Origin of the sequence: Rhodopseudomonas palustris, from assembly GCF_013415845.1 — a bacterium.
In the GTDB taxonomy this organism is placed as follows: Bacteria; Pseudomonadota; Alphaproteobacteria; order Rhizobiales; family Xanthobacteraceae; genus Rhodopseudomonas; species Rhodopseudomonas palustris_F.
This window is the reverse complement of the sequence record NZ_CP058907.1, coordinates 1,114,687-1,141,131: the sequence shown is the minus strand read 5'-3', so window position 1 is coordinate 1,141,131 and position 26,445 is coordinate 1,114,687. Positions and strand designations below refer to the sequence as shown.

Here is a 26,445-nt window from a genome sequence, read left to right as displayed (position 1 = left end):
GAACGCTAGCCGCGCTTCAGCATCGACAGCAGCGACGTGGTCGCCTTGTAGCTTTGCACCGCGTTGTCGCGGAACGCCGGGGTCCAGTTGGTCGCGGTGCGCTCCTCGGCGCTCATGCCCGAATAGGCGTTGAGCAGCCCGAGGCTGAAATCCGCCGGATTGCCGGAGGTCTGGCTCTGCTTCAGCGCGGTGAGGATGCTGGCACGGTTACGGCCGTCGAGCTCGCGCTTGGCGGCGAACACCTCTTCCTGCGAGAACAGGTCGTCCTTGTTGAGCGAGATCGCCGACAGGGAGCGATTGTCGAGCACCGACAGATCCGCCTGTTGGCCGGTCTTGCGCGCCGGATCGTACACCAGCAGCTTGCCGGCAGCGGTCGCCTGCGCAGCCTGATCGTCGAGCGTGGCGCGGGCCTGCTTGGCGACGCTGCCGAAATCCTTCGTCGCCGTGGTGCTGCTGCCGGACGGATAGCGCGCCAGATACGCCGCCACCGGATCGTTGCTGATGCCGGCCGGGATCTTCGACGGATCGCTCTGCGTCGCCGCCAGCCCCTTGGTGATCGCGGCGCGCTCGGCCTGCCAGGTCGGGGTCGCCTTCTCTTCGCTCGAAGCGCCGTCGAGATAGCTGGCAGCCGCCTTGTACACGGTGCTGTAGTCGCCGATCAGGTTGGCGGTCTGTGTCGCCGGCGACAGCGCATCGTTGAACTGCGCGATCCGGGTGGTCGCCGCCAGCGTCTGCTCGGCGTCGGTGAACCGGCCGCCGGCATTGGAGGCGATCGCGAACAGCGCCCGGCGGTCGAGCCCGGACAGGTCGATCTTCGGCTTGCCGCTGTCGTCATAAGGTGCGGTGACGTTGGCCGCCTTGTACAGCTTGTCGATCGCGGCGCGACTGTCGCTGATCACCGCGGAGTAATCCTTCGACGAGCCGGCGAGCTGCGCGCGCGCCGCCGCCGACAGCGTCAGCTGGGTCGCCGCATTGCTGCTGGCGCCCGGCAGCACGTCGTCGCTGTTGCCGTTCAGGATGGTGGCCAGCGAGGTCTGCGCACCCGCGGTCCGCGCATAGGCGGCCCCGTACTGCGCGTAATTGTTCAGGCCGTTGGTGATGCTGGTCATGGCGTAGCGCCCCGCTGCCGAGGAGGACGGTTAAGGAACCGTTACCGCCAGCCAACCTGTCAGGACATGGTTAACGACCGGTTAATCGTTTCGCGATGTTGCTGATCGGTGCAGCTTTTGAGGGGGAGGCGGGGCTTCCCTCCACCGTCATTCCAGAACGCCGCGCGGCCTCTCCCCCACACCGGCGTCATGCGCGGGCTCGACCCGCGCATCCATCGCGCGCGCAGCGCGCCCGCAAAGACTCTTCGCAAAGAAGATGGATTGCCGGGTCGAGCCCGGCAATGACCACGGGAGGACGCATTTCGCCGTCATTCCGGGGCACGAGCGAAGCTCGTGAGCCCGGAATCCATACTCCCCGAACTCGCCGTTAGGCACAGCCGCCGACACGCTCTGCTCAACCACCCGCGCCGTGGTTATGGATTCCGGGCTCGCCGCCCCGCGGCGCCCCGGAATGACGTAATGGTGACGCTGCCCCGCAGAGGGCGTCATGCGCGGGCTCGACCCGCGCATCCATCGCGCGCGCAGCGCGCCCGCAAAGACTCTTCGCAAAGAAGATGGATTGCCGGGTCGAGCCCGGCAATGACGTGGCGTGGCAGCGGCTGGCGCGGCGGACCAACAGCCGCCGTTAGTCCTGGATCTTCGAGAAGTCCGCCACCGCGCGCGTCGCGGCGCGGATTTCGTTCAGCAGCTTCAGGCGGTTTTCGCGAACGGCCTTGTCGTCGGCATTGACCGTGACCTTGTCGAAGAACGCATCGACAGCAGGCCGCAAGCCCGCCATCGCGGTCATCGCCGCGGCGAAGTCTTCCTTGGCGACGGCGGCAACGGCATCCGCCTTAGCGCGGTCGATCGCAGCGGCCAGCGCCTTCTCCTCGTCCTGCGCGTAGAGCGACGCGTCCGGCGCGCCGTCGAACGCGCGGCCGTCCTTCTTCTCCTCGATGCGCAGGATATTGGCGGCGCGCTTGGTGCCGGCCAGCAGATTCTTGCCGTCGTCGGTCGCGAGGAACGCAGCGAGCGCCTCGACGCGGCGGACAATCATCAGGATGTCGTCCTGGCCTTCGAGCGCGAACACCGCATCGACGAGGTCGTGCCGCGCGCCCTGATCGCGGAGCTGGACTTTGAGGCGATCGGCGAAGAAAGGAAGAAGCGAGGCGAGGATATACTTTCCGGCTCCCTTCCAAACCCTAGAATCGTAGTTCCGAGAATCGAAGTAATTCGCCAGTCCTTCTTTGTCGAGATCCTCATAGCCGAACGCCAACCCACCGGCAAACCCTTCCATGGCCTCAAGGCGGACCTTCAATTCGGCCAAGGCCGCATATCCCGCCTCCTCTTCATCATCATTGATGACAGCAAGCTCCGCAGCTCCAATTAGCTCTGCCTTAGCGTCTATGAACCCATCATAGTTGAGATACGCGGAGTATGGCAGCTTATGCCAATCACCACCGGTGACTCCATTGCCATCTGCCCGCTCGCCGACCAACTCCAAGTAACCACCGTGATTGAAATCACGACGAGCATGGAATCCCCAGATGAGGTATGCGAGCGCCGAGAGAGGAACCAGATCGGCAATTTTTACGCGCAGTTGATTCGTGAGAATCAACCTAATCACCCCCAACGCCGCGCGCCTGAGCGCATACGGATCCTTACTCCCCGTCGGCTTCTCGTCGATCGCCCAGAACCCGACCAGCGTGTCGAGCTTATCAGCGAGCGCCACCGCGATGCTGACCGGATCGGTCGGGACGCGATCGGCCGGCCCCTGCGGCTTGTAGTGCTCCTCGCACGCCGCAGCGACGGACGCGTCCTCGCCGTGGGCGAGCGCGTAGTACTTGCCCATCAGCCCTTGCAGCTCGGGGAATTCGCCGACGACTTCAGTGAGCAGGTCCGCCTTGCAGAGCTTCGCGGCACGTTTGGTCTTTTCGACATCGGCGCCGACCAGCGGCGCGATCTCCGCTGCCAAGCGCTCGATCCGGGCGATGCGCTCGGCCTGGGTGCCGAGCTTTTCGTGGAACACGATCTGGTCGAACTTCGGCAGCCGCTCTTCCAGCTTGGTCTTCAGATCGGTCTCGTAGAAGAACTTCGCGTCCGAGAGACGCGCGCGGATCACGCGCTCGTTGCCGGCCGTGATCGCGGCGCCGCCGTCGCTGGCTTCGATGTTCGCCGTCAGGATGAACTTGTTGGCGAGCTTGCCGGTCGCGGGATCGGCGACCACGAAGCACTTCTGGTTGGCGCGGATGGTGGCGCGGATTACTTCGTCCGGAATCGACAGGAAGTCCTTGTCGAACGAGCCCATCAGCGCGACCGGCCATTCGACCAGGCCGGAGACTTCGTCGAGCAGGCCCTGATCCTCGACCAGTTCGTAGTTCTGCGCCTGCGCCAGCGTCTTCGCATCAGCCAGGATGATGTCCTTGCGGCGGGCGGAATCGAGTACGACCTTGGCGGCGAACAGCTTGGCCTCGTAGTCCTCGAATCGCCGCACGCTGAATTCATCCGGCGCCATGAAGCGATGGCCGCGCGTGGTCTGCCCGGCCTCGATGCCGTCGACGTTGAAATGCACCACATCGGGCTCTTCGGTTTCCATGCCGAAGGTCGCGATGATCGAATGCAGCGGCCGCACCCATTGCAGCGCGCCGGGCCTCGCCGAACGCGCGCCCCAGCGCATCGACTTCGGCCACGGGAAGGTGCGGACGATGACAGGCAGGAATTCGGCGATCACGTCGATCGCAGGTTTGCCCGGCTTCTCGATCAGCGCGACATAGAAGTCGCCCTTCTTCGGATCGCGCTGGATCTTGGCTTCGTCCAGAGAGGCGAGCCCAGTGGCCTTGAGAAAGCCCTGCACGGCAGCATCCGGCGCGCCGACCTTCGGCCCCTTGCGCTCGTCCTTCAGATCCGGCTGCCGCGCCGGAATGCCGTGCACCGTCAACGTCAGCCGCCGCGGCGTCGCAAACGCCTTGGCGCCCTCATAAACGAGACCTTCGGCGACGAGCTTGTCGGTGACCAGCCGCTTCAGATCATCAGCAGCCTTCCCCTGCATCCGCGCCGGGATTTCTTCGGAGAACAGTTCGAGGAGGAGATCGGGCATTTAGTTTGAAATCCTGGTGCGAGAACGGCGCGGCTTGCGGGGAGCGCGCGGTTTTGGCTCCCCTCCCCCTTGCGGGGAGGGGTCGGGGGTGGGGGTCAACGCGGACTGAATCTCGGCGAGAACACCATCGAGATTGCCGAACACATCGTTGTTCCAGAAGCGAAGCACGCGATAGCCTTGAGCCTCGATGTAGCGGCTCCGCACTTCATCGGCGGCACGCTGCTCATCGTGCTGACCGCCATCAAGTTCGATCACCAGCCTAGCTCCGCGGCTGGCGAAGTCGACGATGAAAGGCCCGATCACCACTTGCCGACGAAAATGCGAGTTTGCCAGCACGAGGTCGTGCCGCAAGCGCTGCCACAGCAAACGCTCGGCGTCCGTCGGATTCTGGCGCATCATCTGCGCGAAATACCGCTGGCGATCGTCGATCATCGCTGGCGATCCAAACATTGACGTCTGCATCCGTGGACCCCCACCCCCGACCCCTCCCCGCAAGGGGGAGGGGAGCAGAGGCGTCCTCATTATCGTGTACCCCGCTCGCTTCAGCGAGGACCCTGCCCCTCCAGGGGTGGGTAAGAGAGAACTACGCTTCCGCCCGTCCCGCTTCCGTATGTACCCACGCTTCGCCGCAGGCTTTCGCCAGTTCGCGGACGCGGAGGATGTAGCTTTGGCGTTCGGTGACGGAGATCACGCCGCGGGCGTCGAGCAGATTGAAGACGTGGCTGGCCTTGATGCACTGGTCGTAGGCCGGCAGCGCCATGGCGTGGGCTTCGCGCTTGGCACCATCGGCGGACATCACCCAGCCGGCGTCGAGATATTTCTTGCAGGCGGCCTCGGCCATCTTGAACTGCTCGAACAGCATCTCGGTGTCGGCGACCTCGAAATTGTGCTTCGAGTATTCCTTCTCGGCCTGCAGGAACACGTCGCCGTAGGTGACCTTGTCGTCGCCGTCGCGGCCGTTGAAGTTGAGGTCGTAGACGCGGTCGATGCCCTGGACGTACATCGCCAGCCGCTCGAGCCCATAAGTCAGCTCACCGGCGACCGGCGCGCATTCGACGCCGGCGACCTGCTGAAAGTAGGTGAACTGGCTGACTTCCATGCCGTCGCACCAGCACTCCCAGCCGAGCCCCCAGGCACCCAGCGTCGGGCTCTCCCAGTCATCCTCGACGAAGCGCACATCGTGCAGCGCGGTGTCGACGCCGATCGCGGCCAGCGACTTCAGGTACAGGTCCTGGATGTCCGGCGGCGACGGCTTCAGGATCACTTGGAACTGATAATAGTGCTGCAGCCGGTTCGGGTTCTCGCCGTAGCGGCCATCCTTCGGCCGGCGCGACGGCTGCACGTAGGCTGCATTCCATCGCTTCGGGCCGAGCGCCCGCAGCGTGGTGGCCGGATGGAAGGTGCCAGCGCCGACTTCCATGTCGTAGGGCTGCAGGATGACGCAGCCGTAATCGGCCCAGAAGCGCTGCAGCGTCAGGATCAGGCCCTGGAACGAACGTTCCGGGCGCATGTGCGGAGGCGTCGGGTCCATGATCGGCTTTGGATTCACGAGGGTTTTTGGAAAAGCGGCCGGACCGTATCGGCCGCGTCCCGGCAAATCAAGGCGACGGACGGGCCAAATCGCGGGTTAACGGGTTCTTAACCACCCCGCCGCGGCGGTCTCTAAAAGCTGAATTTCGTTAGCAACTGACGGGTAACCATCGAGCTCCAGGGACGGGGCGCTCGGCTGCGGAGCCGGTGCCGAAACGACGGGGAGCCGAAATGACAGCCTTTCATGCGGTGAGTGCTGCGCTGGTCGTGCTGGTGGTCGCGCCGCTGCTGAGCGACTCGCTCGGCCGCTCCTAAAAGTTTGCAACCTCCAAGGTTGCGCGCCGGCCCGATGGGTGATGCCCCGCCCTTCGGGCCGGCGCACCGATTCCAAAATCACCGATCGAAAAGGTCAGTCTGGCGGAAAGCTCAGCCCGGCCGATAGGCGCCGGTCACCGGATCAGGCCGCAGCGTCGGCAGCTTGGCGCGGTCCGCGTCGGCGAACATCGTCGCGCGGGCGACCTCAAGCTCCTGATTCACGCGTCCGGCGGTGCGGAAGGCCCACCGCACCATGGCGATGCCCACCAGGCTTCCAGCCAATACGAGCAGCGGCGGCATCGTCCAACCTCTCCTTGAGTCGCGTCACGCCCCTGTTGCATCTTCGCTCAGTGGGCGATCACTCGCAACTCACGCTGACGGGACCAAATGGCGCGGAGGCCGCGCCGCCGTGCATCTTTCAAAAGCCGTATTTGGCCCAGATCGCCCGCGTTTCCAGCGCCGTAATCATTGATTCGGGGAGTGCAGCGACGCCGTCGAGCGAAGCTCCCGCACCGCTCGATTTGCGCGACAGGTTGGCGAGCAGACCGGTCGGCGGCGAGATCAGCGGGGTGCGGACCTTGTCGCCGAACTTGCCGCGCAGCACCGCGCGCAAATCACCGATCGAATCAGCAAGCCCGAGCGACACCGAGGTGGCGCCGGCCCAGTACTCGCCGGTGAACAGTTTCGACTCCTCGCCCTTCAGGCGGGTGCCGCGGCTCTCCTTCACCAGCGCGATGAACAGCGCGTGGATCTCCTGCTGCAGCACCTTCAACCGCGCGACTTCCTGCGGGTCTTCGGGCAGGAACGGATCAAGCTGCGCCTTGCGCTCGCCGGCGGTGTAGAGCCGGCGTTCGACGCCGATTTTCCTGATCAGTTCCTGAAAGCCGAAGCCGCCGCCGACGACACCGATCGAACCGAGAATCGACGACGGGTCGCAATAGATCTCATCGGCCGCGCAGGCGATCATGTAGCCGCCGGATGCCGCGACATCCTCGACGAATGCGTACACTGGCAGCTTCTTCTCGGCGGCGAGCGCTCGGATGCGCAGATAGATCAGCCGCGACTGCACCGGCGAGCCGCCCGGCGAATTGATCGCCAGCGCCACCGCCTTGGCGTTGCGGGTGGAGAAGGCGCGGTCGAGCAGCTTGGCGACTCCGGCAAGCGTCAGGCCCGGCCGCAGCGGGGTTACCGCACCGATCGTGCCCGACAGCCGCACCACCGGCACCACCGGAATGTCGCGTCGGAAACGCGCCGGAATCCAGTTGCCGAGACCGGCGAGCCAGCCCTGCTCGCTGCGACCGCTGATCGCAGCATCGCTCATCGCTTCACCCTATTGTCGACCATCTCGAATGCCACCACTTGGTAGGTATGGAACGTGTTTTGCAACGCAGGATTCATATAGGGACGAGGCTGCAACGACGCAGCGGAGGGACCGATGAAAATTTACCTGCTGATGTTGTTGATCGCTGCGATTTTGGCGGCCGTGCACGTCACCAGCGCGCCGGCAAAGCACAACGAGCCGCAACCGCAGTAGTCAGCGCTGCGTAGTTTTTGCCCAGCCGCTGATCAGGATTGCGCCAGCGGCAAAATCTGCTCCCCGGCGAGCACGGCCCGCACCATCGGGCTCTGGTGCCCTGACGGATCGTTGAGCAACAAACTTGGAAGAAGCATCAGCGGCGCCCGCCCGCCTTTCGTCGCACGAACCAGAATACGGATCGCCGGCTTGTCGGCATGACCGTGCACCGGCTGAATCATCACGCTGCCGAAGCCGCGTCCGAGCACACCCAGAACATCGGCAAGCCCATCTGCCCGCCAGATCAGCGTCAGCGTCCCGCCTGACTTGAGCAGCCGCCGCGCCGCGTGGACCCAGGCCTCCAACGTGGCCGGGGTGGCCAGATGCGAAGACTGCCGCGCCGGATCGGGCGAACCGCGATGCCGGGCGGCATCATGGAACGGCGGATTCATCAGCACCGCGTCAGCCGTATCGGGTCCGAGCCCGGCGGCCGCGAACGCCTCGGCCGGACCGGTGACGTCGAGGCAGACGGTTTCGGCGACAAGACCGTTGAGGCGCGCGTTGTCGCAGGCCAGCGCCGCCAGGCTTGGATCGATCTCGACCAGCAACGGGGCAATCCCCTCGACCCGACGCGCGACCGCCAGCCCTGCGGCGCCGACCCCGCTACCGAATTCAACCACCCGATCGCCTGCCTTCGCCCGGGTCGAAGCCGCCAGCAGGATCGCGTCATGGCCGGCGCGGTGGCCGGTGACGGGTTGCCGCAGCCGCAGCCGGCCGTCGAGAAAGCCGTCTTCGGTGACGGTTTGCGCTGCCGGATCAACCGGTTCAGTCATCGGACCTGAGTTCGTTCGCCAGCCCGGCGTCGGTCAGCAACCGTCGCGCGCCGGCCAGATCGTCCTCGTGCACCAGAACGCGGCGCGGGATCACCCCGAGCGAGCCTTCGAGAATGCTCATGTTCTGGTCCAGCACCAAATGGTCGATGTCGGCGCCGTCGAGCAGTGCCCCCACCGCCGAAAGCAGTACCGCGTCGTTCGTCCGCAGCAGTTCTCGCAACCTTGCCTCTCCTGTCGTCCCTGCATTATAGCTCGCGCCGACCGTTGCGGGGGATCGATCGCCTCGTTGAAGGGTCGTTCCCGTGCTATAGAGGGAACCGCATGAGGCGCGGAATGGTCGAGCCGGCCGGCGCCTCGATGACTGGACCAAGGCGCGGATGGCGCGAGCAGCTTCGCCGCATCCGTCCCCGGAATTTGGAGAGCCAGCGTGGCCGTTATCGTACCCTTCGAGGGCCCCTCGACCGCCTCGATCGACCAACTGGTCGAACTCGTTGCGGCGGACATGGAGCGCGTCAACGCCACCATCCTGTCGCGGACCGGCTCCGACGTCACCATGATTCCGGAAGTCGCCAACCACCTGATCTCTTCCGGCGGCAAGCGGCTGCGGCCGATGCTGACTTTGGCGATGGCGAATCTCACCGGTTACACCGGCGACGGCCACATCAAGCTCGCTGCCGCAGTCGAATTCATGCACACTGCCACCTTGCTGCACGACGATGTCGTCGACGAGAGCGAGATGCGCCGCGGCAAGAAGTCGGCGCGAATGCTCTGGGGTAACGAGGCCAGCGTGCTGGTCGGCGACTTCCTGCTCGGCCAGGCGTTCCGGATGATGGTCGAGGTCGGCAGCTTGCGCGCGCTCGACATCCTGTCGTCGGCGTCCGCCACCATCGCCGAAGGCGAGGTGATGCAGCTTGCCGCCGCCAAGAACACCGCAACCACCGAAGACGAATATCTCGCGGTGATCCGCGGCAAGACCGCCGAACTGTTCGCCGCCGCCTGCGAAGTCGGTCCGGCGATCGCCAACCGGCCAAAGCCGGAGCAGTCGGCCTGCCGCTCGTTCGGCATGAACATCGGCATCGCCTTCCAGCTGATCGACGACGTGCTCGACTACGGCGGCAAGGCCGCCAAGCTCGGCAAGAACGTCGGCGACGACTTCCGTGAGGGCAAGATCACCCTACCGGTGGTGCTGGCGTTCCGCCGCGGCAATGACGCCGAGCGCGAGTTCTGGATCAAGTCGCTGGAGCGCGGCGAGATTTCGGATGCCGACCTCGATCAGGCGATCAAGCTGATGACCAAGCATCGCGCGCTCGACGACACCATCCAGCGCGCCCATCACTACGGCGCGATGGCGGTCGACGCGCTGGCGCTGTTCCCCTCCTCGCCGATGAAGACGGCGCTGGAGCAGGTGGTGGCTTTCTGCCTGGCGCGTTCGCACTGAGCGGACGCAGCTCTTCCTCAAACAAGCACCGTCATTCCGGGGCGCTCGCAAAGCGAGCGAACCGGGAATCCCGAGATGTTCTGAACTGCGAGATCCCGGGTTCGCGCTGCGCGCGCCCCGGGATGACCGCCGCTGAAGCGGCCGTCAGCTCAGGCTGCCGGCGTGGACCCACCAGCCGGGATGCGCGGCGCGGAGTGAGTCGGCAGCAGCGCGGGCTGAAGCATCATCGGCATACAGCGCAAAGCAGGTCGCGCCCGATCCGGACATCCGGGCGAGCTGGACACCGGCGGTCGCGCGGAGCGCCTCCAGCACGGTGCCGACCACCGGCTCGACCTTGAGGGCCGGCGGTTCGAGATCGTTAGTGCCGGCCTCGAGCGCCACGACCCAATCGGCGAGCGCCGCGCCGGCTTCCGGCCAGGCCGGTGCAGCCAGGACGTCAGTGGCGCCGACTGCAAGCGAACCGGGCTTCAGACCGAGCGCGGTGAACACGTCCTTGGTGGCCACCGGTACCCGCGGATTGACCATCACGGCCGGGATCCGCGGCAGCGGCAGCGGCGACAGCTTCTCGCCAACGCCGGTCATCACACACGGCTTCGACGGCAGGCACACCGGAACATCGGCGCCGGTCAGCCGGGCGGCTTCGACCAGTCGAGGATCATCGACGGCGAGATCATTGGCGCGGGCAAGCAGCCGCAGCGCCGCCGCGGCGTCAGCCGAGCCGCCGCCGATGCCGGCCGCCACCGGCAGATGCTTGTCGAGGGTGAAGGCGCCGGTCGTCAGGTCCGGCACCCGCTCACCGAGCAGCCGCGCAGCCTTCAGCACCAGATTGTCGGCGCTGTCGCCGCAATCCTGCGCGCCGGGGCCGATCGTGGTCAGGCTCAGCGCTGCGCCGGGCTGCAGGGTCAAGTGATCGGCGCAATCGGCAAACGCCACCACGCTTTCCAGCTCGTGGTAGCCGTCGGGGCGACGGCCGACCACACGCAGCGTCAGGTTCACCTTGGCGCGCGCCTCGTCACGCAGTGTCATCGCAGAGCCGTCAGTCACGGAAAAAGTCTCCAGGAGCGCCGGTTCTGGTCGAATCCGAACCGAAGCTCCACCCCCCTTTTAGGCGCGTTCGCGTTTCCGCCGCAAAGGCCGGCCGCGCCGCCTCAGCCGCCGCCCTTGCCGTCTTCTTTCTTCTTGTCCGCGGACGCCGCCGACGCCTTGTCATCTTCGGGCAGACCGTTGGAGATCTTGGCCTCGATCTTCGGCAGCTCCTCCGGATCGGGCTTGAGGTCGCGGGCGTGCGCCCACTGGAAGCGGGCTTCGAGCGTACGGCCGACGCGCCAATAGGCATCGCCGAGGTGATCGTTGATGGTCGGGTCCTCGGGCTTCAATTCGATCGCCCGCTCCAGCGTCTTCACGGCATTCTCGTAGTCGCCGATGCGGTAGTACGCCCAGCCGAGCGAATCGACGATGTAGCCGTCGTCAGGGCGCTGATCGACCGCGCGCTTGATCATGGTCATCGCCTCGTCGAGGTTGATGCCCTGATCGATCCAGGAATAGCCGAGATAGTTCAGCACGTGCGGCTGGTCGGGCTGCATCTGCAGCGCCTTCTTCAGGTCGACCTCGGCCTTGGCCCACTGCTTGGAGCGCTCCTCGCAGATGCCGCGGAAGTAGTAATACACCCAGGCGTTCTTCTCGGCACCGGTGAGCGCGTCGATGCCCTTGGAGTAGGTCTCGCCGCAATCGGCGAACTTCTTGCGGCCGCGCTCGATATTGCCGAGCGCCATGATGGCTTCGAGATCCTTGCCGTCCTCGGCGATCACGCCCTTGAGGATCTTGATCGCTTCCTCGCTGCGGTCGGAGGCGTCGAGGTCGGTGGCGAGCTGGATCTGGGCGTTGCGCTTCAGCGGCGAGGACGCCGGCACGCGCTCATACACCTTGATCGCCATCTGCGGCTTCTTCACCGACTCGTAGAGATCGCCGAGCGCCAGCAGCGCGAGTGCATGATTGGGTTCGAGGTAGAGCGCGAGCTGCAGGTACACCAGCGCCAGATCTTCGCCGCCGCGGCGGGTCAGCGACGCGCCGATGCCGTACAGCGCCTCGGCGGCGCCGGCCTGCGGGCTGTCGACCAGCGCCGGCAGCTTCTTGCCGGCCTTGACCTCGCGGATGCCGTCCTCGATCAGGGGGTGACGCGGCAGCTTCTTGTCGAACGCCTGATAGACCGCGAGCGCCTCGGCCTCGCTCTTGTTGCGCGACAGCCAGCGCGCATAGGACTCGACCACGCGCAGCGCGGAATCGTCGAGCTTGTAGGCGCGCTCCAGCCGTTCGCCGGCGTCCTTCTGGCGGTTGGCCAGCTCCAGCATCATGCCGGAATGCAGATCCTTGAAGATCGGATACCACTCCGGACCGGCCAGCTTGTCGATGTTGCCGACCGCGCTCTTGACGTCGCCGGCGCCGTACAGCGACCAGCTCGAGATCAGGGTCGCGATCAGATCGGTGATCGGGCCGCGCACCGACTGGTTCACGTTGCGAACCGCGGCAGCGTATTTCTTGGTCTTCAGATCGCGAATACCGATCACCAGCCGGGCGACGCGATTGGACTTGTCGATCTTCAGCACGCGATCCGCGAGCTTGACCGCCTCGTCGATGTCGCCTTCGGCGAGCGACGAGATGAAGGCGCGGTCGAGCAGCTCGTTGTTGCTCGGATCGGTGCGCAGCGCGGAGCGGTAGAACGCAGCGGCAGAGGCGGCGTCACGCTCGATGCTGGCGTGGCGGGCGGCCAGGTAGCTGCCGGCGGTCGTCATCGAGCGCAGATCCTGGCTGGTCGGAAACTGCGCCGCGTTGTCGGCCGGATGATCGGGGGTTTGCGCCAGCGCCTGTCCGGCGATCGGCATCGCCACCAGCGTGAGAGCGACGGCCATCGATCGACGGATTCGAAGGGAAAGCATCAAGGTTGCCTAGCTCCAGGAAAAGGCTCGTTGGCCCGGCCGCCGAGCCGGCAGCATCGCGTCGACAATGCCGCGTTTGGCGCTCAACCGCAAGGATAGGCCCGACGGCGCACAACGCCGCGGTCCCCCTACGGCGCCAGCGGGCGGTCGAAGACGATTGAGACGGTGGCAACATGGCAGCATCGTGGCCGCGCGGCGAGGCATCGCCTCGCCGCCGCTCACGGACGCGTGGTCAAAGCCGCGCGGTCAGAACGCTGATCACATGCCCTGATAATTCGGGCCGCCGCCGCCTTCCGGCGGAACCCAGGTGATGTTGCCGTTCGGGTCCTTGATGTCGCAGGTTTTGCAGTGGACGCAGTTTTGCGCATTGATCACGAAGCGCGGACCGGTCGGCTCTTCCACCCACTCATACACCGCGGCCGGGCAGTAGCGGCCCGACGGGCCGGCATAGACGTCGTGCTCCGACGTCTTCTGCAGCTGCATATCGGCGACCTTGAGGTGCACCGGCTGGTCTTCCTCGTGATTGGTATTCGACAGGAACACCGAGGACAGGCGGTCGAAGGTCAGCTTGCCGTCCGGCTTCGGATTTTTGTGCGGCTCGTGCGACTTCGCCGGATCGAGCGTCGAGCGGTCGGGCTTGCCATGCGACAGCGTGCCGAACACCGAGAAGCCGAACGTCGAACACCACATTTCGAAGCCGGCCAGCACGACGCCGACGGCAGTGCCGAACTTCGACCACAGCGGCTTGACGTTGCGAACGCGGAACAGGTCCTTGCCAACGCCGGAGTCGCGCCAGGCGTTTTCGTAGTCCACCGGCTCGTCGTTGGAGCGGCCCGCCGCGAGCGCCGCCGCGACGTGTTCGGCGGCCAGCATGCCGGAGCCGATCGCGTTGTGGACGCCCTTGATGCGCGGCACGTTGACGAAGCCGGCCGCGCAGCCGATCAGCGCGCCACCCGGGAAAGTCAGACGCGGCACCGACTGATAGCCGCCTTCGGTGATGGCGCGGGCGCCGTAGGAGATACGCTTGCCGCCCTCGAAGATCGGCGCTACCGACGGATGAGTCTTGAACTTCTGGAACTGCTCGAACGGCGACAGATACGGATCGTCGTAGTTGAGATGCACCACGAAGCCGACCGCCACCAGATTGTCGCCGTAGTGATACAGGAACGAGCCACCGCCGACATTGTTGCTGAGCGGCCAGCCGAACGAGTGGGCGATCCGGCCCTTGCGATGCTTGGACGGCTCGACCTGCCAGATTTCCTTGAGACCAATGCCGAACTTCGGTGGATTGGAATCCTTGTCGAGCTTGTAGTTGGCGATCAGCTGCTTCGACAGGCTGCCGCGTGCACCTTCGGCGAACAGCGTGTACTTGCCGAGCAGTTCCATGCCGCGGGTGTAGGAATCCTTCGGCTGGCCGTCGCGGCCGATACCCATGTCGCCGGTGGCGACGCCGCGCACCTCGCCATTGTCGCCGTACAGCACTTCGGTCGCGGCGAAGCCGGGATAGATCTCGACGCCGAGTTCCTCGGCCTTCGGCCCGAGCCAGCGGCACAGATCACCGAGCGAGCCGATGAAATTCTTATGGTTGTCGAGCATCGGCGGCACCATGATGTTTGGCACCTTGAGCGCTTTCGACGCCGTCATGACGTAGAAGTGGTCGTCTTCGACGTGGGTCTTTAGCGGGCAGCTCTCGTCCTCGCGCCAGCTCGGCATCAGTCGGTCGAGCGCCGAAACATCGATCACCGCGCCTGACAGGATATGGGCCCCGACTTCGGAGCCCTTCTCCACCACCACCACCGACAACTCGGGGTTGATCTGCTTCAATCGAATGGCTGCGGACAGTCCCGACGGGCCTGCACCCACGATCACGACGTCGAATTCCATCGATTCGCGGGGCGGCAGCGTTTCATCACTCATCGTTTTTTCTCGCAGGACTCTCGGAGACGTTTCCTGGGGTGTTCTTTCGCATTTTTAGAAGAAGAACAACCACCCAAATGTACCGGCTGGCTCATCTTTCCAGCCTCGAGATCATAGATGCGAAAATAAGTTTCGCACTGCGGAACGTGATGCAACGAGATCGGCTGTTCTGTTTCGTCCATTCACGATAAACCACGCCGCATGACACCCGATCCCGCGCCGAGCCTGCGTCAATTGCTCGCGTTCTATCTGGACGCAGGGGTGGATTGCGCTTTGGCCGAGGATCCGATCAACCGGATGCTCGACGATGCGCCAGAACCCGCGGCGCCCGAGCCGCGCCCGATCGTCAAGCCCGCCTTGCACGCCAAGCCGCCCCCACCACTGGCGTTCGGTGCACCGCCTGCGAGCCCGGACGCCGCCATCATCTCGGCGCGCGAAGCCGCCGCGACCGCGCCGACCCTGGAAGCGCTGCGCGAGCTGATGCAGCGGTTCGACGGCTGCGCGTTGCGCGCGACCGCGACCCAGCTGGTGTTCGCCGACGGCAATCCGCAGGCCAAGGTGATGTTCGTCGGCGAGGCGCCGGGCCGCGACGAGGACATCGAAGGGCTGCCGTTCGTCGGCCGCTCCGGCAAGCTGCTCGACCTGATGTTGGCAGCGATCGGACTGAACCGCGGCAACGTCTATATCGCCAACGTGATCCCGTGGCGTCCCCCGGGCAACCGCACGCCGACCCCGCAGGAGACCCAGATCTGCCTGCCGTTCATCCGGCGCCAGATCGAACTGGTGAACCCGGACCTGCTGGTGACGCTCGGCAACCCGTCGACCCAGGCGCTGCTCGGCACCCGCGACGGCATCATGCGCACCCGCGGCCGCTGGTTCGACTACGACACCGGCACCCGCACCATCCGCGCTCTGCCGACGCTGCATCCGGCCTACCTGCTGCGCCAGCCGACCTACAAGCGGCTCGCCTGGCAAGACCTGCGCGCGATCGCGACCGCACTCTCTGCGGCCTCCGCACTCTCTGGGCCCTCCGCCTGAGCCGACCCTGCCGACGCCTTTTCCCGCTTTCGCGCTTCTGCACCGCGCGACGTCGGATGTGAGATAAAGCATCACTCGACGTCGCGAGATGTAAAACGCCACATTGCATCTAGAGCGCGACTACGTAGAAGCCATCTATTCTGCTCCACGTCCGGTTGACCTTCGGCGAGCGATCCCCCACCAAGGCACGGGGGTAAAATTGTAGCAACAATCTCGCGACGAGCATGATGCCCCTCGACTGAATCCCAGCCGAGGGGGAGCTTCTGCCGATTAGACCTGACGCTTAGTTGCTTCTCGATCGAGATTTCAGCGCTCGCCGCTGACATCCGCTTGTGGCGGATAGACGGGCCAAGCCGTGGCGGCGGCGCGGATGCAAGCGAAATAGGTGCGGCAACGGCTGCATCTATCAGACCGCCCTCCAACCGAAGCGGCGTCCCTGCCGTATCAGGATTTACGATGTCCCGTTGTCGAGCTCTCGGCAGCGCCAGCTTTGTCGTGCTCAGCGCATGGCTGGCAGCCTGCCCCACGTCAAGCCACGCCCAAACTGCTCTGCCGTCAGTTACGGTCGATGCGCCGCGCACGGTCCGCAGCAAGCCGGCTGTTACACCTCGCCGGAGCGTTGCCCGCACCGCAGCTCGCGCGCGGACCGCGCCCGCGGCACCGCAGCCTTCTGCCGAGCGGGCGGTAAACCGCTCGGCGACATCGGATCGGCCGGCGCCCTTCGCCGGAGGTCAGGTGGCCCGTGGCAGCCGGCTCGGCATGCTCGGCAACACTGACACCTTCCGGTCACCATTCTCCACGGCGAGCTACACCAACGAGGCGGTCCGCAATCAGCAGGCGGCGACCGTCGCCGACGCGATGCTGCTGGATCCTTCGGTTCGGGTCACGAGCCCGGTGGGCGGCATGGTGGACTCGTTTTACATTCGCGGCTTTCCGATCGCCGAAGGAACGGCCGGCGAGGTCGCGTTCGACGGTGTCTACGGCATCGCGCCGAATTTCCGAATCTTCAACGACTATGTCGACCGGATCGAGGTGTTCAAAGGTCCCGCCGCGATGCTGTCCGGCGTCTCGCCGAACGGCGGCGTCGGCGGCGTGATCAACGTGGTGCCGAAACGGGCAGAAGCCGATCTCAGCCGGATCGGCGTCGGCTATGCGTCCAAGGGCTTCGCCTACACCAACCTCGATGTCGCACGGCGGTTCGGCGACCAGCGTGAATTCGGCCTGCGCTTCACCGGCAAGCTCGGCGGCGGCGACACCGCGATCGATCATCAGAACGACCGTCTGCAGGTCGGGTCGCTGGCCTTCGACTATCAAGGCGAGCGCTACCGAACCTGGATCTACGCGCTGACCCAGAACGAGCACATCACCGCGCCAGTGCGTCCGTTCTTCACAACCAGCGGCATCACGGTGCCGCCCGCGCCGGTCGGCAGCAACAACCTGACGCAGACCTGGGAATGGTCGCGGATTCGGGAATCCTCGGCGCTGTGGAAGAACGAGTTCGACCTCACCGACTCGGTGACGGTGTTCGGCAACATCGGCGGCTCCAAGACCAATGCCGAACGGTTCTTCGGCCTGCCGACCATCCTCAACAGCCGCGGCGACACTTCGACGACGTCGCAGTACTACAATCTCGACGTCAATCGCTTCACCTTCGATGGCGGGGTGCGGGCGAAATTCGACACCGGCTTCGTCCATCACGCAGTCACCGTGCAGGGATCGCACTATCAGGACGAGCAGTATCGCACGTTCCCGCCGGGACAGTCGTATCTGTCGAACCTGTATACGCCGCTGGTGCAGCCCGAACAGACCTATACGGTTCCGGCGTTCAAGCCGCGGCTGTCCGACACCCGCCTCAACGGTTTCGCGATCGCCGACACGATGTCGGTACTCGACGAGCGCGTGATGCTTACGCTCGGCGTCCGCCGCCAGCAGGTGATCTCGCACAACTACTCCACCTCGACCGGCGCGCTGACGACCTCCTACGACCAGTCCGCCACCACGCCGATGGCCGGTCTGGTGATCCGCCCGATCGAGCACCTGTCGGTCTATGCCAACTACATCGAAGGGCTCAGCCGCGGCGACGTCGCACCGATCAGTGCGTCCAACTCGGGCGAAGTTCTGGCGCCGTATCGGACCAAGCAATATGAAACCGGCGTCAAGCTCGATCTAGGCCGCATCGGCACGACCTTCGCGCTATTCCAGATCAACAAGCCCAATGGCGAGCTGAACGCCGGGGTGTATTCGGCAGGCGGTGAGCAGCGCGTGCGCGGCGCCGAATTCTCCGTGTTCGGCGAGATCGCGCCGCACCTGCGCGCGGTCGGCGGCGTGACGCTGTTCGACGCCGAAGTGACCAGGACCGCCACTGCTGCCAATCTCGGCAAGACGCCGATCAGCGTGCCGACCACGCAGGTCAATCTTACCGGCGAATGGGATCTGCCAGGGCTGCGAGCGATGACTTTGGTCGGGACCGTGATCTACACGGGCCGGCAATATGTCAATAATAGCAACACGCAAGTCTTGCCGGATTGGACCCGCGTCGATCTCGGCGTGCGCTACGTCACCATGATCGAAGGCCGCAAGACGACGCTGCGCGGAACAGTGCAGAACGTCGCCGGCACCAATTACTGGGCCGGCGTGGCGTCGTTCGGCACCATCGCACTCGGCGCGCCGCGAACTTACCTGGTGTCGCTGGACGTCGAACTATAACAGCGGCGCGGCGCCGGAGCTGCCCCGTGCTCGGGACGGCTACGGCGCCTTCGGCCGCACGATCGCCCAGCCGATCCGCAGCAATGGCTGACGGCCGGAGATCATCCGGTCGAAGCCGCGCGGCAGCTCCGGCACAATTCCCGGGAAGCGCTGGGCGATGTCGTCCGGCGGCTTGCCCGCAGTATCTGCAGCCCGCCACACCACCACGCCGCCATTCCGATCGAAGTCGCCCTGCGTAACCCACGGCGTCCGCGCCGGCGTCGCGTCGAGGAGCAGATGCGGGCGCGACGGCGCCAGCGCGATCAGGCTGGCAAGTTGCGGATCGCCGGCCACTGCCGGCAGCGGCTTGCCGGTACGGCGCTCGAAACTGTCGGCGAAGAACTGCGCCATCTGCTTGGCCGGCAGCGAAGTCGGCACCTCGGTGCGCGTCAGCCAGGGCTGCACCACCACGGTGAAGATCACCACGACGGCCGGGGCGGCGATCAGCGCCGCCCAGGCCGAGCGCAACAGCCGCTGGCGGTGCAGATACAGCACGTCGCCGATCAGCATCATCACCGCGAGACCGGCGAGCAGCAGCACGACGCCGGGGCCGCCGACGACATGGCCGAGGCCGAACACCGCGGCCGCGATGCTGGCGAAGATCGGCGGCACCAGCGCGAACACATAGACGAACTGCCGCGCCAGCGGATCGACCGGCGGCCGGGCAATCATCGGCGCATCGTGATGCTTCGGGGCAAACCGGCCGATGTTGAGCACCGCGAGCAGCGCGATGCCGGCGAGCGAGATCACCAGACCGCGGAACAGATTCAGTCCAAGCAGCGCGCGATCGCCGAGCTCTGCCGTCGTCGGCAGCGCCGGCAGCGCAAACTGATCGGCTCGCAGCAGCCAGACGCCGTAAGGCAGCGCCAGCACGGCGATCACCAGCAGCGCGAACACCGTATCGAGCGACACCAGCGCACGGCGGCAGCGCGCGTTGGCGAGCGCGAAGGCGAGCGGCAGCACCAGCAGCGCCGGCGCCGCCACGGTGGTGAGGAGCAGCAGGCCGATCTCGATAGACAACGCGAACCAGGCAGCGCGGCGGTGCTGACCGATCACCTGCCAGCCGTGCCACAGCACCAGCGCCCACAGCGGCCGCGCCAGGATCAGCGGGCCGAACTCGACGCCTGAACCCGCAAAGGCCGTGACGGTCGAGGTCAGCAGCACCGCGACCACCGCGTATTGCGGCCCGACCACGGCGCGGGCGAGCTGGAACAACGCGTAGAAGGTGACGATGAAGCAGAGCTGCGCCAGCACATAGACGCCGATCATGTGATTGCCGGCGGCCCGATACGCGACATCGGCGAGCCAGAATGCCAGCGGCGGACCAAGATCGGTCCCGACCTGGTACTCGCGGCCATAGGCCAGCACCACCGCGACGTCGCCGGGCGGGGTGGCGTAGAACAGCGTCGGCACCAGGATCCACAGCAGCGCCTGAGCGCACACCACCAGCCAGAACACCAGCAGCGGCCGTGCGCGGATCAGTTCGACGATCAGGGAGGCGAAGCGCATGTGGGGCCAGCGAAATTCGGTCTGACCGTGATAGAGCCCGGCGGCCGCACGCGCAACCGGCGCGGCCGCACTCACGCGGTGGCTTCGACCGTGACGTCGGCCTCGAACAGGTCGCGGATCTGCGGCGGCGGAGCGCCTTCGATCTTCTGCCAGGCTGCGGCGACCGGTGCGAAGAAGCGGCGGTGATGCACCGTCGGGCCGAGCCGCGCGAGCGCGTCCAGATGCTCGGGCACGCCGTAGCCCTTGTGCTGCTCGAAGCCATAGCCGGGGCACTGCTCGGCGAGTTTGCACATCAGCCGATCGCGCGACACCTTGGCAATGATCGAGGCGGCAGCAATCGAGGCGATCAGCCCGTCGCCGCCGATCACCGCTTCACTGTCGCATTTGGTCGCCAGCCGGTCGCGGCCATCGACGAACACATGGCGAGGCAGGTCCGGGAGCGCGTGGACAGCGCGGGTCAGCGCCCATAGCGAGGCACGCAGAATGTTGTCGCGATTGATCCGCTCCGGGGAGGCATAGACCACCGAAACCTGGGCGGTGGCGCAGATCTCCTCGAACAGGGCTTCGCGCTTTTCGGCCGACAGCCGTTTCGAATCGTCGAGCCCCTTGGGAACGCGCTTGGGGTCCAGCACTACGGCGGCCGCCACCACCGGACCGGCGAGCGGGCCGCGGCCGGCCTCGTCGCAGCCGGCGATTGGCCAGATGCCGCGCTTGATCAGCGCCCGCTCGCGCCGGAAGCTCGGCGGCGCCATTGCGATCACGCCCTTCAGCCCCTTGGCGGATGCGGGCTTGGCGACCGCGGCCTTTGCACTGGTCTTGGACACGGCGGCCTTGGAAGTCGAGGCTTTCGCGCTCGCCGCCTTCCCGTCAGCCGCCTTGACGGTCTTGGGCTTGATGGTCTTGGGCTTGACGGTCTTGGCCTTGCCGCCCGATCGGCTCGCCGGCTTCGCCGGAACCTTGATCGGCTGTTTGGTATCCCGAATCATGCGGCGATGCTGCGGGTGAGGCCCGGGCTGCGCAACCGTAAATTCCGGATCATGCCCGCAATTCAGCGCAACCAGCGGGAACTGATCTCCTGCCCCTTAGAACAAGCTGAGCTGCTGCCCGGCTTTCTCCGGCTTCTCGAAATGGTCGAGCGTCAACTTGGAGCGGCGCTTGTTCAGCCCGAGCCTCGTGCAGGCGGTCTCGAACCTACGGCCGATCATCCAGGCGATCGGGCCGGTGCCCTTCATCCGGGTGCCCCACTGAGAATCGTAGTCCCGGCCGCCGCGCATGTCGCGGATCAGCGTGAAGACGTGGCGATAGCGGTCCGGATAGTTCGCCATCAACCATTCGCGGAACAGGTCCCGCACTTCCAGCGGCAGCCGCAGCAGCACGTAGCTCGCTTCCTTGACGCCGGCGTGGGCGGCGGCATCGAGGATGCGCTCGATCTCCATGTCGTTGAGCGCCGGGATCACCGGTGCCACCATCACGGTGGTGGGAATGCCGGCGTCGGCAAGCAGCTTCAGCGCTTCGAGCCGCTTGGCCGGCGTCGAAGCGCGCGGCTCCATGCTGCGCGCCAGCTTAGGATCGAGCGACGTGACCGACAGGGCCACCTTGGCGAGCTGCCGCTTGGCCATGCGCGCCAGGATGTCGATGTCGCGCACCACCAGTGCGGACTTGGTGACGATGCCGACCGGGTGACCGGTCTTCTCCAGCACCTCGAGGATGCCGCGCATGATCTTCCGTTCGCGTTCGATCGGCTGATACGGATCGGTATTGGTGCCGATCGCGATCATCCGCGGCTCGTATTCAGGTGCCGCAAGCTCCTTTTCAAGCAGCGCGGGCGCGTCCGGCTTGGCGAACAGCCGGGATTCGAAATCCAACCCCGGCGACAGACCGAGATAGGCGTGGGTCGGCCGGGCGAAGCAGTACACGCAGCCGTGCTCGCAGCCACGATACGGATTGATCGAGCGATCAAAGCCGATATCCGGCGACTCGTTGCGGGTGATGACCTTGCGAGCGGTATCCAGCGCCACCGTCGTCTTGAACGGCGGCAGATCCTCCAGACTTTCCCATCCGTCGTCGAAGGCGGTGCGCGCCTCGGCCTCGTAGCGGCCGCTGGCGTTCGACTGCGCGCCACGACCGCGGCGCCGCTGCTCATCAACCGCCACCTCGATGGCGGGGAAAGGGGAAGACGCGCCCACCGGCTCGGAGGGCGCCGTGACCGGCGGGCGCTTGAGGGCATTGGATGCTCTGCTCATGCGTCCAAGATAGCGAGTCGAAAGAACAAATCAAGAACAAACGTTCGACTCGCACCGTTCGGCGACAACGCCACGCATGACGTTGCCCCGATGATAGGCATTGCGCAATTCGCGGCTGATTTCGCGCCAATGAGGTGCTAAGCGTGGCGCCATCTGTCTTCGTAGGGTCACCCGCCGGACATGTTGAGCGTGATCATTTCCACCGAAGGCGTCGAGCGGACCGCCGTCGCGACGCTGGCGTCGCTGGTCCCGGGCGCTGCGGCCGGGGTCGTCAGCGACGTCACCCTGGTCGATAGCGGCGGCAGCGATACCATCGCCCGTGTCGCCGATGTGGCGGGCTGCAACTACCTCGCCTTCGACGGTAACCGCGCCGAAGCGCTCACGGCCGGAGCCAAGCAGGCGCGCCAGCCCTGGCTGATGTTTCTCCACGCCGGCGCGGTGCTCGATCCGGGCTGGATCGAAGAGACCACCCAGTTCATCGAAGGCGTTGCCGCCAGCGGCCATCCGCGCGCCGGCATCTTCCGCTACGCGCGATCGCCCTATGCACCGAGCGGCTGGCGCGAAGGCCTGATGGCGCTGATCCGCAGCTTCTCCAGCTCCGGCGCGGACCAGGGACTGGTGATCGCCCGCGACCATTACGTTCGACTTGGCGGGCACGCCGGGCACGGCGGGGAAGCGACGTTGCCGCGCGACCTCGGCCGGTCGTCCCGCACCCTGCTACGCAGCCGCGTCATCCTCGCCGCCTGACCTCCGTTTCGACGCCGCTCCCTTTCCGACGCACCGCCCCGCCCAATAGTTGCTTCTAGCAATTAATTTGTTGACGAAAGCAATCAATCGAGCTGAGATGGTTCCGCTCGCCCCAGCGATCTCCGCCCGAAGATCGCGACAAGGCTCCGACCGGAGACGAAACGAATGGAGACAGGCATCGTGCAGCAGCCGAACCAAGGCGACGAGGTCGCGCGGGTGCGAGCCTTCAACCGGTTTTACACCGCACGGCTGGGCGTGCTCGAGCAGCGGCTGATGGACAGCCCGTTCTCGCTGACCGAAGCGCGGATTCTGTACGAGCTGGCCCATCGCGACGCACCGACCGCCAAAGAGATCGGCGCCGAACTGAAGCTCGACCCCGGCTATCTGAGCCGGATCATCCAGGGTTTTGCCGATGACGGCCTGGTGAAGCGGTCCCCCTCGCCGGCCGACCGGCGGCAGCATCTGCTGACGCTGACCGCCAAGGGCCGCGCCGCCTATGCCAAGCTCGAACGCAGTTCGCAGAACGAAGTGACCGCGATGCTGGCGGGCCTGCCGCCGGCCGAGCGGGCGAGGCTCACCGCGGCGATGTCCACCATTCAGGGCTTGCTCGGTGCAGGCAGCGCGCCGCCGCCGATCCTGCGCAGTCCCCGCCCCGGTGATATCGGCTGGGTGGTGCAGAGCCATGGCGCGTTCTACGCGGCCGAATACGGCTTCGATGCTTCATTCGAAGCCTTGGTGGCAGAGATCGCCGGACAGTTCCTGGCCTCACACGATCCCGGCCGCGAGCGCTGCTGGATCGCAGAGTACGACGGCGTCCAGGCGGGATCGCTGTTTCTGGTGCGAGACAGTGACGATGTCGCCAAGCTGCGGCTCCTACTGGTAACGCCACAGGCGCGCGGCCATCAGCTCGGCCGCAGACTGATCGACGAGGCGATCGGGTTCGCGCGCCTCTGCGGCTATCGCAAGGTCACGCTGTGGACGCAGAGCATCCTGACCGCGGCGCGCAGGATCTATCAGGATGCGGGCTTTCAACGCGTCGCGGCCGAGCCGCATCGCAGCTTCGGCCAGGACCTGATCGGCGAAACCTGGGAGTTGAGCCTGTAATGCCGCCGCAGCGCGCCGAGTCGCCGCGCGTCACCGCCGAGCTGATCGCCTTCCACACCAGGCGTGGACGGGCGCTGCAGCGCGCTGCGATCGCAGCCGCCGCGCGAGCCTTGCTCCGGTGGCGGCGCGCCGCGCTGAACCAGCGGCGGTGACGACGGGTTACGCCGCCCGATCCGCCACCAGGGTTTCGGCAAATTGCGGGTAGCACTCGGCGAGCTCGTCGGTGACACGGCCGCGCAACAACGCCAGCGTCTCCGCATCCGGCTCCGGCGTGAACGGCACCTGTTCCGGAACGTCGTAGTCGAAACCGGTGGCGGCGCGGATCTCCTTCGCCGAGCTGCCCCGGTGCACACTGCGCAAACAGAACCGCTTGCGCTGCTTGTCAAAGCCGAACAGCGCCAGCCCGGTGAGCAGCGCGTGCGGACCGCCGCTGCGATAGATCCGCTCGCTCGCGCCCGGCGCGCTGACGAAGTCGACCTTGTCGACCAGGACCCGCGGAGAATGCTCCTCGCGAAATAGGATCACCCGCGGCACCAGGTAGTACATGAAGGCGGAGCCGAACGAGCCCGGCCATCGCACGGGGCTTGCCGGATAATCGCCGGTGCCGACCAGATTGATGTTGGCCTGCCCGTCGATCTGACCTCCGCCGAGGAAGAACGCGTCGATCCGCCCTTGCGCGGTGGCATCGAACAGCTCGAACGCGCCGTTGGTGAAGAAGTTGTGCTCGCGTGAGCCGAGCACAATCACCCGCACCGGATCTCTACCGCTGCTCTCGCTCCGGGCGCGCAGCAGCATCGCGCCGGCGGCCGGGATCGGCGACGAGGCGCCGACTGCGACGGTGCGGACGCCGTCGAGCAGATCGGCAATGGTGGCGATCAGGATTTCGCGTGACGTCGCAGCCGCCGTGCTCATGCCACCGCCTCGAACTTCTGGGCAAAACCCTGCATGTAGGCGGCGAAACCCTCCGCCGATCGGGCCATCTTGGCGTAGCGCGCGACCTCGGCCGTGTCGGTGTTGTATTCGCCGGCGAGGCTGAGCGGCCAGGCGCCGTTCTTGGCTTCAGCGATCGCACTGACATAAAGCGCCGGGAGCACGCCGGCGGTGGCGTTCTCGTCCGCAAGCAGCGAACTCTCGACGATACGCTCGACCGTCACCAGCGTGGTCTTGGCCGCGTAGGCCATCGCGGCGAGTTCGGTCTGGCGGCCGATCCGGACGTTACCAAAGCGGTCGGCCTCCGGCGCGTGGAATAGCGCGACGTCGGGGCGGATCGCCGGCACCACCACGATCGGATCGTCGGGCGCGAACGGATTGTCGATCACCTTCCAATCGTCGCGCGTGTCGAGGATGTCGCTGCCGATGATGCCGCGGATCGGCATGAACGGCACGCCCTTCTGGCCGGCGACGAGGCCGGCGAGGATCGCCGGGCAGGTCGCATCCTTCATCACAAACGCGCTGCTACGGATGCCTTCGGCGAAACGCGGCGCACCGCCGGCTTCGCCGAGCGAGATCGCGCTGGTTTCGACCGTGCCGACCAGACCTTCACCGATCAGCATATCAGCCTGCAGGCCGCTGATCGGGATGCAGACGAGATGCAGATTGCGCGGCCGGTTGGCGATGATCGCAACGGTTGCCGCCATCGCGACGCCGCTGGTGTCGGACGGCACCGCCACCATCATGCCGTCGCGGATCTGCGCGGCGAGCGCTTCGATCGAAACGATCTGACCCAAAACATCCTCCCATCGTCGCGGCGCATTGTTGCGCCTTGTGATTGGAGGCGATGGTTCCGTGGCGGGCCGCGGCTGTCAAGGCACGCGGACGGCCGATGCAGATGCGTGCGGCTCAGCTCTTGCTGCGGCGCAGATGCTCGTCGAGCCGCGGCATGATCTCGACGAAATTGCACGGCCGCGTCCGATAATCGAGCTGCGCGGCCAAAATGCCGTCCCAGCCGTCGCGGCAGGCGCCGGGCGAGCCCGGCAGGCAGAAGATGTAGGTCGCGCCAGCGACGCCCGCGGTGGCGCGCGACTGGATCGTCGAGGTGCCGATCTTGCCCCAGCTTAACATGTGAAAGGCGATCGAAAATCCATCCATCCGCTTTTCGAACAGCGGCTCGATCGCCTCCGGCGTCACGTCGCGACCGGTGAAGCCGGTGCCTCCGGTGGTGATAATCGCATCGACACCGTCATCGGCGATCCAGCGCCGGATGACGGTGCGGATCTTCTCGACATCGTCGGTGACGATCTCACGCGCCGCCAGCCTGTGCCCCGCGCCGCTCAGCCGTTCGACGAGCGTCGCACCGGACTTGTCGTCATCAAGCGAGCGCGTATCGGAGACCGTGAGCACGGCGATGTTGAGCGGGATGAATTGCTTCGGTTGATCTTTGCTCGCCATAAGCGCC

At 65.9% G+C, this 26,445-nt stretch carries 22 protein-coding genes; 5 read left to right on the top strand and 17 right to left on the bottom strand.

Features of this window, described 5'->3' with window-relative positions; genetic code table 11:
• Nucleotides 1-5: 5 nt before the first annotated feature.
• From HZF03_RS05300 to HZF03_RS05265, 8 genes are all read right to left on the bottom strand, one after another.
• The gene (locus HZF03_RS05300; RefSeq protein ID WP_119020125.1) at nucleotides 6-1,109 is read right to left on the bottom strand and encodes a hypothetical protein; all 1,104 of its coding nucleotides are present in this window, start codon (nucleotides 1,107-1,109) and stop codon (nucleotides 6-8) included.
• A 625-nt stretch (nucleotides 1,110-1,734) separates the two neighbouring features.
• A complete protein-coding gene (gene glyS / locus HZF03_RS05295) occupies nucleotides 1,735-4,185 on the bottom strand; it encodes a glycine--tRNA ligase subunit beta (RefSeq protein ID WP_119020124.1) in 2,451 nt (816 codons plus the stop codon).
• Entirely contained in the window at nucleotides 4,186-4,617 is a 432-nt protein-coding gene (locus tag HZF03_RS05290) for an endonuclease domain-containing protein (protein WP_119020123.1), read from the bottom strand.
• 151 nt (nucleotides 4,618-4,768) lie between these two features.
• Nucleotides 4,769-5,716, bottom strand: a complete 948-nt coding sequence (locus HZF03_RS05285) for a glycine--tRNA ligase subunit alpha (protein ID WP_119020122.1) — start codon at nucleotides 5,714-5,716, stop codon at nucleotides 4,769-4,771.
• Between the two features lie 425 nt (nucleotides 5,717-6,141).
• A complete protein-coding gene (locus HZF03_RS05280; RefSeq protein ID WP_012494778.1) occupies nucleotides 6,142-6,330 on the bottom strand; it encodes a DUF4234 domain-containing protein in 189 nt (62 codons plus the stop codon).
• A gap of 118 nt (nucleotides 6,331-6,448) precedes the next feature.
• On the bottom strand, nucleotides 6,449-7,351 hold the full coding sequence (locus HZF03_RS05275) for a S49 family peptidase (protein WP_012494777.1): 903 nt from the start codon (nucleotides 7,349-7,351) through the stop codon (nucleotides 6,449-6,451).
• A 245-nt stretch (nucleotides 7,352-7,596) separates the two neighbouring features.
• Nucleotides 7,597-8,376 carry a tRNA1(Val) (adenine(37)-N6)-methyltransferase gene (locus HZF03_RS05270; RefSeq protein ID WP_119020121.1) on the bottom strand — a complete coding sequence of 260 codons (780 nt, stop codon included), beginning with the start codon at nucleotides 8,374-8,376 and terminating at the stop codon, nucleotides 7,597-7,599.
• The gene (locus tag HZF03_RS05265) at nucleotides 8,369-8,596 is read right to left on the bottom strand and encodes a putative signal transducing protein (RefSeq protein ID WP_119020120.1); all 228 of its coding nucleotides are present in this window, start codon (nucleotides 8,594-8,596) and stop codon (nucleotides 8,369-8,371) included. Before HZF03_RS05265 ends, HZF03_RS05270 begins: the two co-directional genes overlap by 8 nt.
• Before the next feature lie 207 nt (nucleotides 8,597-8,803).
• Here HZF03_RS05265 and HZF03_RS05260 point away from each other — a divergent pair, with 207 nt between their 5' ends.
• On the top strand, nucleotides 8,804-9,814 hold the full coding sequence (locus tag HZF03_RS05260; RefSeq protein ID WP_011156573.1) for a polyprenyl synthetase family protein: 1,011 nt from the start codon (nucleotides 8,804-8,806) through the stop codon (nucleotides 9,812-9,814).
• Between the two features lie 144 nt (nucleotides 9,815-9,958).
• On the opposite strand, the gene HZF03_RS05255 is transcribed toward HZF03_RS05260, so the two are convergent.
• The 3 genes from HZF03_RS05255 to HZF03_RS05245 all read right to left on the bottom strand — a co-directional run bounded on the left by HZF03_RS05255 (nucleotide 9,959) and on the right by HZF03_RS05245 (nucleotide 14,664).
• On the bottom strand, nucleotides 9,959-10,840 hold the full coding sequence (locus HZF03_RS05255) for a 4-(cytidine 5'-diphospho)-2-C-methyl-D-erythritol kinase (protein ID WP_179906314.1): 882 nt from the start codon (nucleotides 10,838-10,840) through the stop codon (nucleotides 9,959-9,961).
• Nucleotides 10,841-10,962: 122 nt separating this feature from the next.
• Complete coding sequence (locus HZF03_RS05250) at nucleotides 10,963-12,747, bottom strand: tetratricopeptide repeat protein (protein WP_119020118.1); 1,785 nt, start codon at nucleotides 12,745-12,747, stop codon at nucleotides 10,963-10,965.
• Between the two features lie 258 nt (nucleotides 12,748-13,005).
• A complete protein-coding gene (locus HZF03_RS05245; protein WP_011156570.1) occupies nucleotides 13,006-14,664 on the bottom strand; it encodes an electron transfer flavoprotein-ubiquinone oxidoreductase in 1,659 nt (552 codons plus the stop codon).
• 201 nt (nucleotides 14,665-14,865) lie between these two features.
• Between HZF03_RS05245 and HZF03_RS05240 the strand changes: the two genes are divergently transcribed.
• Together HZF03_RS05240 and HZF03_RS05235 are read left to right on the top strand one after the other, a co-directional pair.
• Nucleotides 14,866-15,702: a uracil-DNA glycosylase gene (locus HZF03_RS05240; protein ID WP_119019317.1), complete on the top strand. Its 837-nt coding sequence runs from the start codon at nucleotides 14,866-14,868 to the stop codon at nucleotides 15,700-15,702.
• Between the two features lie 456 nt (nucleotides 15,703-16,158).
• Nucleotides 16,159-18,408 (top strand): TonB-dependent receptor, encoded by a 2,250-nt coding sequence (locus tag HZF03_RS05235; RefSeq protein WP_119019316.1) that lies wholly within the window; start codon nucleotides 16,159-16,161, stop codon nucleotides 18,406-18,408.
• Nucleotides 18,409-18,447: 39 nt separating this feature from the next.
• Here HZF03_RS05235 and HZF03_RS05230 read toward each other — a convergent pair whose 3' ends face one another.
• From HZF03_RS05230 to HZF03_RS05220, 3 genes are all read right to left on the bottom strand, one after another.
• Nucleotides 18,448-19,956, bottom strand: a complete 1,509-nt coding sequence (locus HZF03_RS05230; protein WP_119019324.1) for a glycosyltransferase family 39 protein — start codon at nucleotides 19,954-19,956, stop codon at nucleotides 18,448-18,450.
• Nucleotides 19,957-20,027: 71 nt separating this feature from the next.
• Nucleotides 20,028-20,942: a ribonuclease HII gene (locus tag HZF03_RS05225; RefSeq protein ID WP_119019315.1), complete on the bottom strand. Its 915-nt coding sequence runs from the start codon at nucleotides 20,940-20,942 to the stop codon at nucleotides 20,028-20,030.
• A gap of 96 nt (nucleotides 20,943-21,038) precedes the next feature.
• Complete coding sequence (locus HZF03_RS05220) at nucleotides 21,039-22,199, bottom strand: PA0069 family radical SAM protein (RefSeq protein ID WP_119019314.1); 1,161 nt, start codon at nucleotides 22,197-22,199, stop codon at nucleotides 21,039-21,041.
• A 180-nt stretch (nucleotides 22,200-22,379) separates the two neighbouring features.
• Here HZF03_RS05220 and HZF03_RS05215 point away from each other — a divergent pair, with 180 nt between their 5' ends.
• Both HZF03_RS05215 and HZF03_RS05210 read left to right on the top strand, forming a co-directional pair.
• Nucleotides 22,380-22,946 (top strand): glycosyltransferase, encoded by a 567-nt coding sequence (locus HZF03_RS05215; RefSeq protein ID WP_119019313.1) that lies wholly within the window; start codon nucleotides 22,380-22,382, stop codon nucleotides 22,944-22,946.
• A 165-nt stretch (nucleotides 22,947-23,111) separates the two neighbouring features.
• Nucleotides 23,112-24,050, top strand: a complete 939-nt coding sequence (locus HZF03_RS05210; protein ID WP_119019312.1) for a bifunctional helix-turn-helix transcriptional regulator/GNAT family N-acetyltransferase — start codon at nucleotides 23,112-23,114, stop codon at nucleotides 24,048-24,050.
• 159 nt (nucleotides 24,051-24,209) lie between these two features.
• Here HZF03_RS05210 and HZF03_RS05205 read toward each other — a convergent pair whose 3' ends face one another.
• The 3 genes from HZF03_RS05205 to moaB all read right to left on the bottom strand — a co-directional run bounded on the left by HZF03_RS05205 (nucleotide 24,210) and on the right by moaB (nucleotide 26,438).
• Nucleotides 24,210-24,962 (bottom strand): CoA-transferase, encoded by a 753-nt coding sequence (locus HZF03_RS05205; protein WP_119019311.1) that lies wholly within the window; start codon nucleotides 24,960-24,962, stop codon nucleotides 24,210-24,212.
• On the bottom strand, nucleotides 24,959-25,777 hold the full coding sequence (locus HZF03_RS05200; RefSeq protein WP_119019310.1) for a CoA transferase subunit A: 819 nt from the start codon (nucleotides 25,775-25,777) through the stop codon (nucleotides 24,959-24,961). Before HZF03_RS05200 ends, HZF03_RS05205 begins: the two co-directional genes overlap by 4 nt.
• A gap of 112 nt (nucleotides 25,778-25,889) precedes the next feature.
• On the bottom strand, nucleotides 25,890-26,438 hold the full coding sequence (gene moaB / locus HZF03_RS05195; protein WP_119019309.1) for a molybdenum cofactor biosynthesis protein B: 549 nt from the start codon (nucleotides 26,436-26,438) through the stop codon (nucleotides 25,890-25,892).
• Nucleotides 26,439-26,445 lie beyond the last annotated feature (7 nt).

Bases quoted from the DNA above. Each gene is read 5' to 3' on its own strand.
- HZF03_RS05300 (WP_119020125.1), bottom strand. From the start codon at position 1,109: ATGACCAGCATCACCAACGGCCTGAACAATTACGCGCAGTACGGGGCC.
- glyS (WP_119020124.1), bottom strand. From the start codon at position 4,185: ATGCCCGATCTCCTCCTCGAACTGTTCTCCGAAGAAATCCCGGCGCGG.
- HZF03_RS05290 (WP_119020123.1), bottom strand. From the start codon at position 4,617: ATGATCGACGATCGCCAGCGGTATTTCGCGCAGATGATGCGCCAGAAT.
- HZF03_RS05285 (WP_119020122.1), bottom strand. From the start codon at position 5,716: ATGGACCCGACGCCTCCGCACATGCGCCCGGAACGTTCGTTCCAGGGC.
- HZF03_RS05280 (WP_012494778.1), bottom strand. From the start codon at position 6,330: ATGCCGCCGCTGCTCGTATTGGCTGGAAGCCTGGTGGGCATCGCCATG.
- HZF03_RS05275 (WP_012494777.1), bottom strand. From the start codon at position 7,351: ATGAGCGATGCTGCGATCAGCGGTCGCAGCGAGCAGGGCTGGCTCGCC.
- HZF03_RS05270 (WP_119020121.1), bottom strand. From the start codon at position 8,376: ATGACTGAACCGGTTGATCCGGCAGCGCAAACCGTCACCGAAGACGGC.
- HZF03_RS05255 (WP_179906314.1), bottom strand. From the start codon at position 10,840: ATGACACTGCGTGACGAGGCGCGCGCCAAGGTGAACCTGACGCTGCGT.
- HZF03_RS05250 (WP_119020118.1), bottom strand. From the start codon at position 12,747: ATGCTTTCCCTTCGAATCCGTCGATCGATGGCCGTCGCTCTCACGCTG.
- HZF03_RS05245 (WP_011156570.1), bottom strand. From the start codon at position 14,664: ATGAGTGATGAAACGCTGCCGCCCCGCGAATCGATGGAATTCGACGTC.
- HZF03_RS05240 (WP_119019317.1), top strand. From the start codon at position 14,866: ATGACACCCGATCCCGCGCCGAGCCTGCGTCAATTGCTCGCGTTCTAT.
- HZF03_RS05235 (WP_119019316.1), top strand. From the start codon at position 16,159: ATGTCCCGTTGTCGAGCTCTCGGCAGCGCCAGCTTTGTCGTGCTCAGC.
- HZF03_RS05230 (WP_119019324.1), bottom strand. From the start codon at position 19,956: ATGCGCTTCGCCTCCCTGATCGTCGAACTGATCCGCGCACGGCCGCTG.
- HZF03_RS05225 (WP_119019315.1), bottom strand. From the start codon at position 20,942: ATGATTCGGGATACCAAACAGCCGATCAAGGTTCCGGCGAAGCCGGCG.
- HZF03_RS05220 (WP_119019314.1), bottom strand. From the start codon at position 22,199: ATGAGCAGAGCATCCAATGCCCTCAAGCGCCCGCCGGTCACGGCGCCC.
- HZF03_RS05215 (WP_119019313.1), top strand. From the start codon at position 22,380: ATGTTGAGCGTGATCATTTCCACCGAAGGCGTCGAGCGGACCGCCGTC.
- HZF03_RS05210 (WP_119019312.1), top strand. From the start codon at position 23,112: ATGGAGACAGGCATCGTGCAGCAGCCGAACCAAGGCGACGAGGTCGCG.
- HZF03_RS05205 (WP_119019311.1), bottom strand. From the start codon at position 24,962: ATGAGCACGGCGGCTGCGACGTCACGCGAAATCCTGATCGCCACCATT.
- moaB (WP_119019309.1), bottom strand. From the start codon at position 26,438: ATGGCGAGCAAAGATCAACCGAAGCAATTCATCCCGCTCAACATCGCC.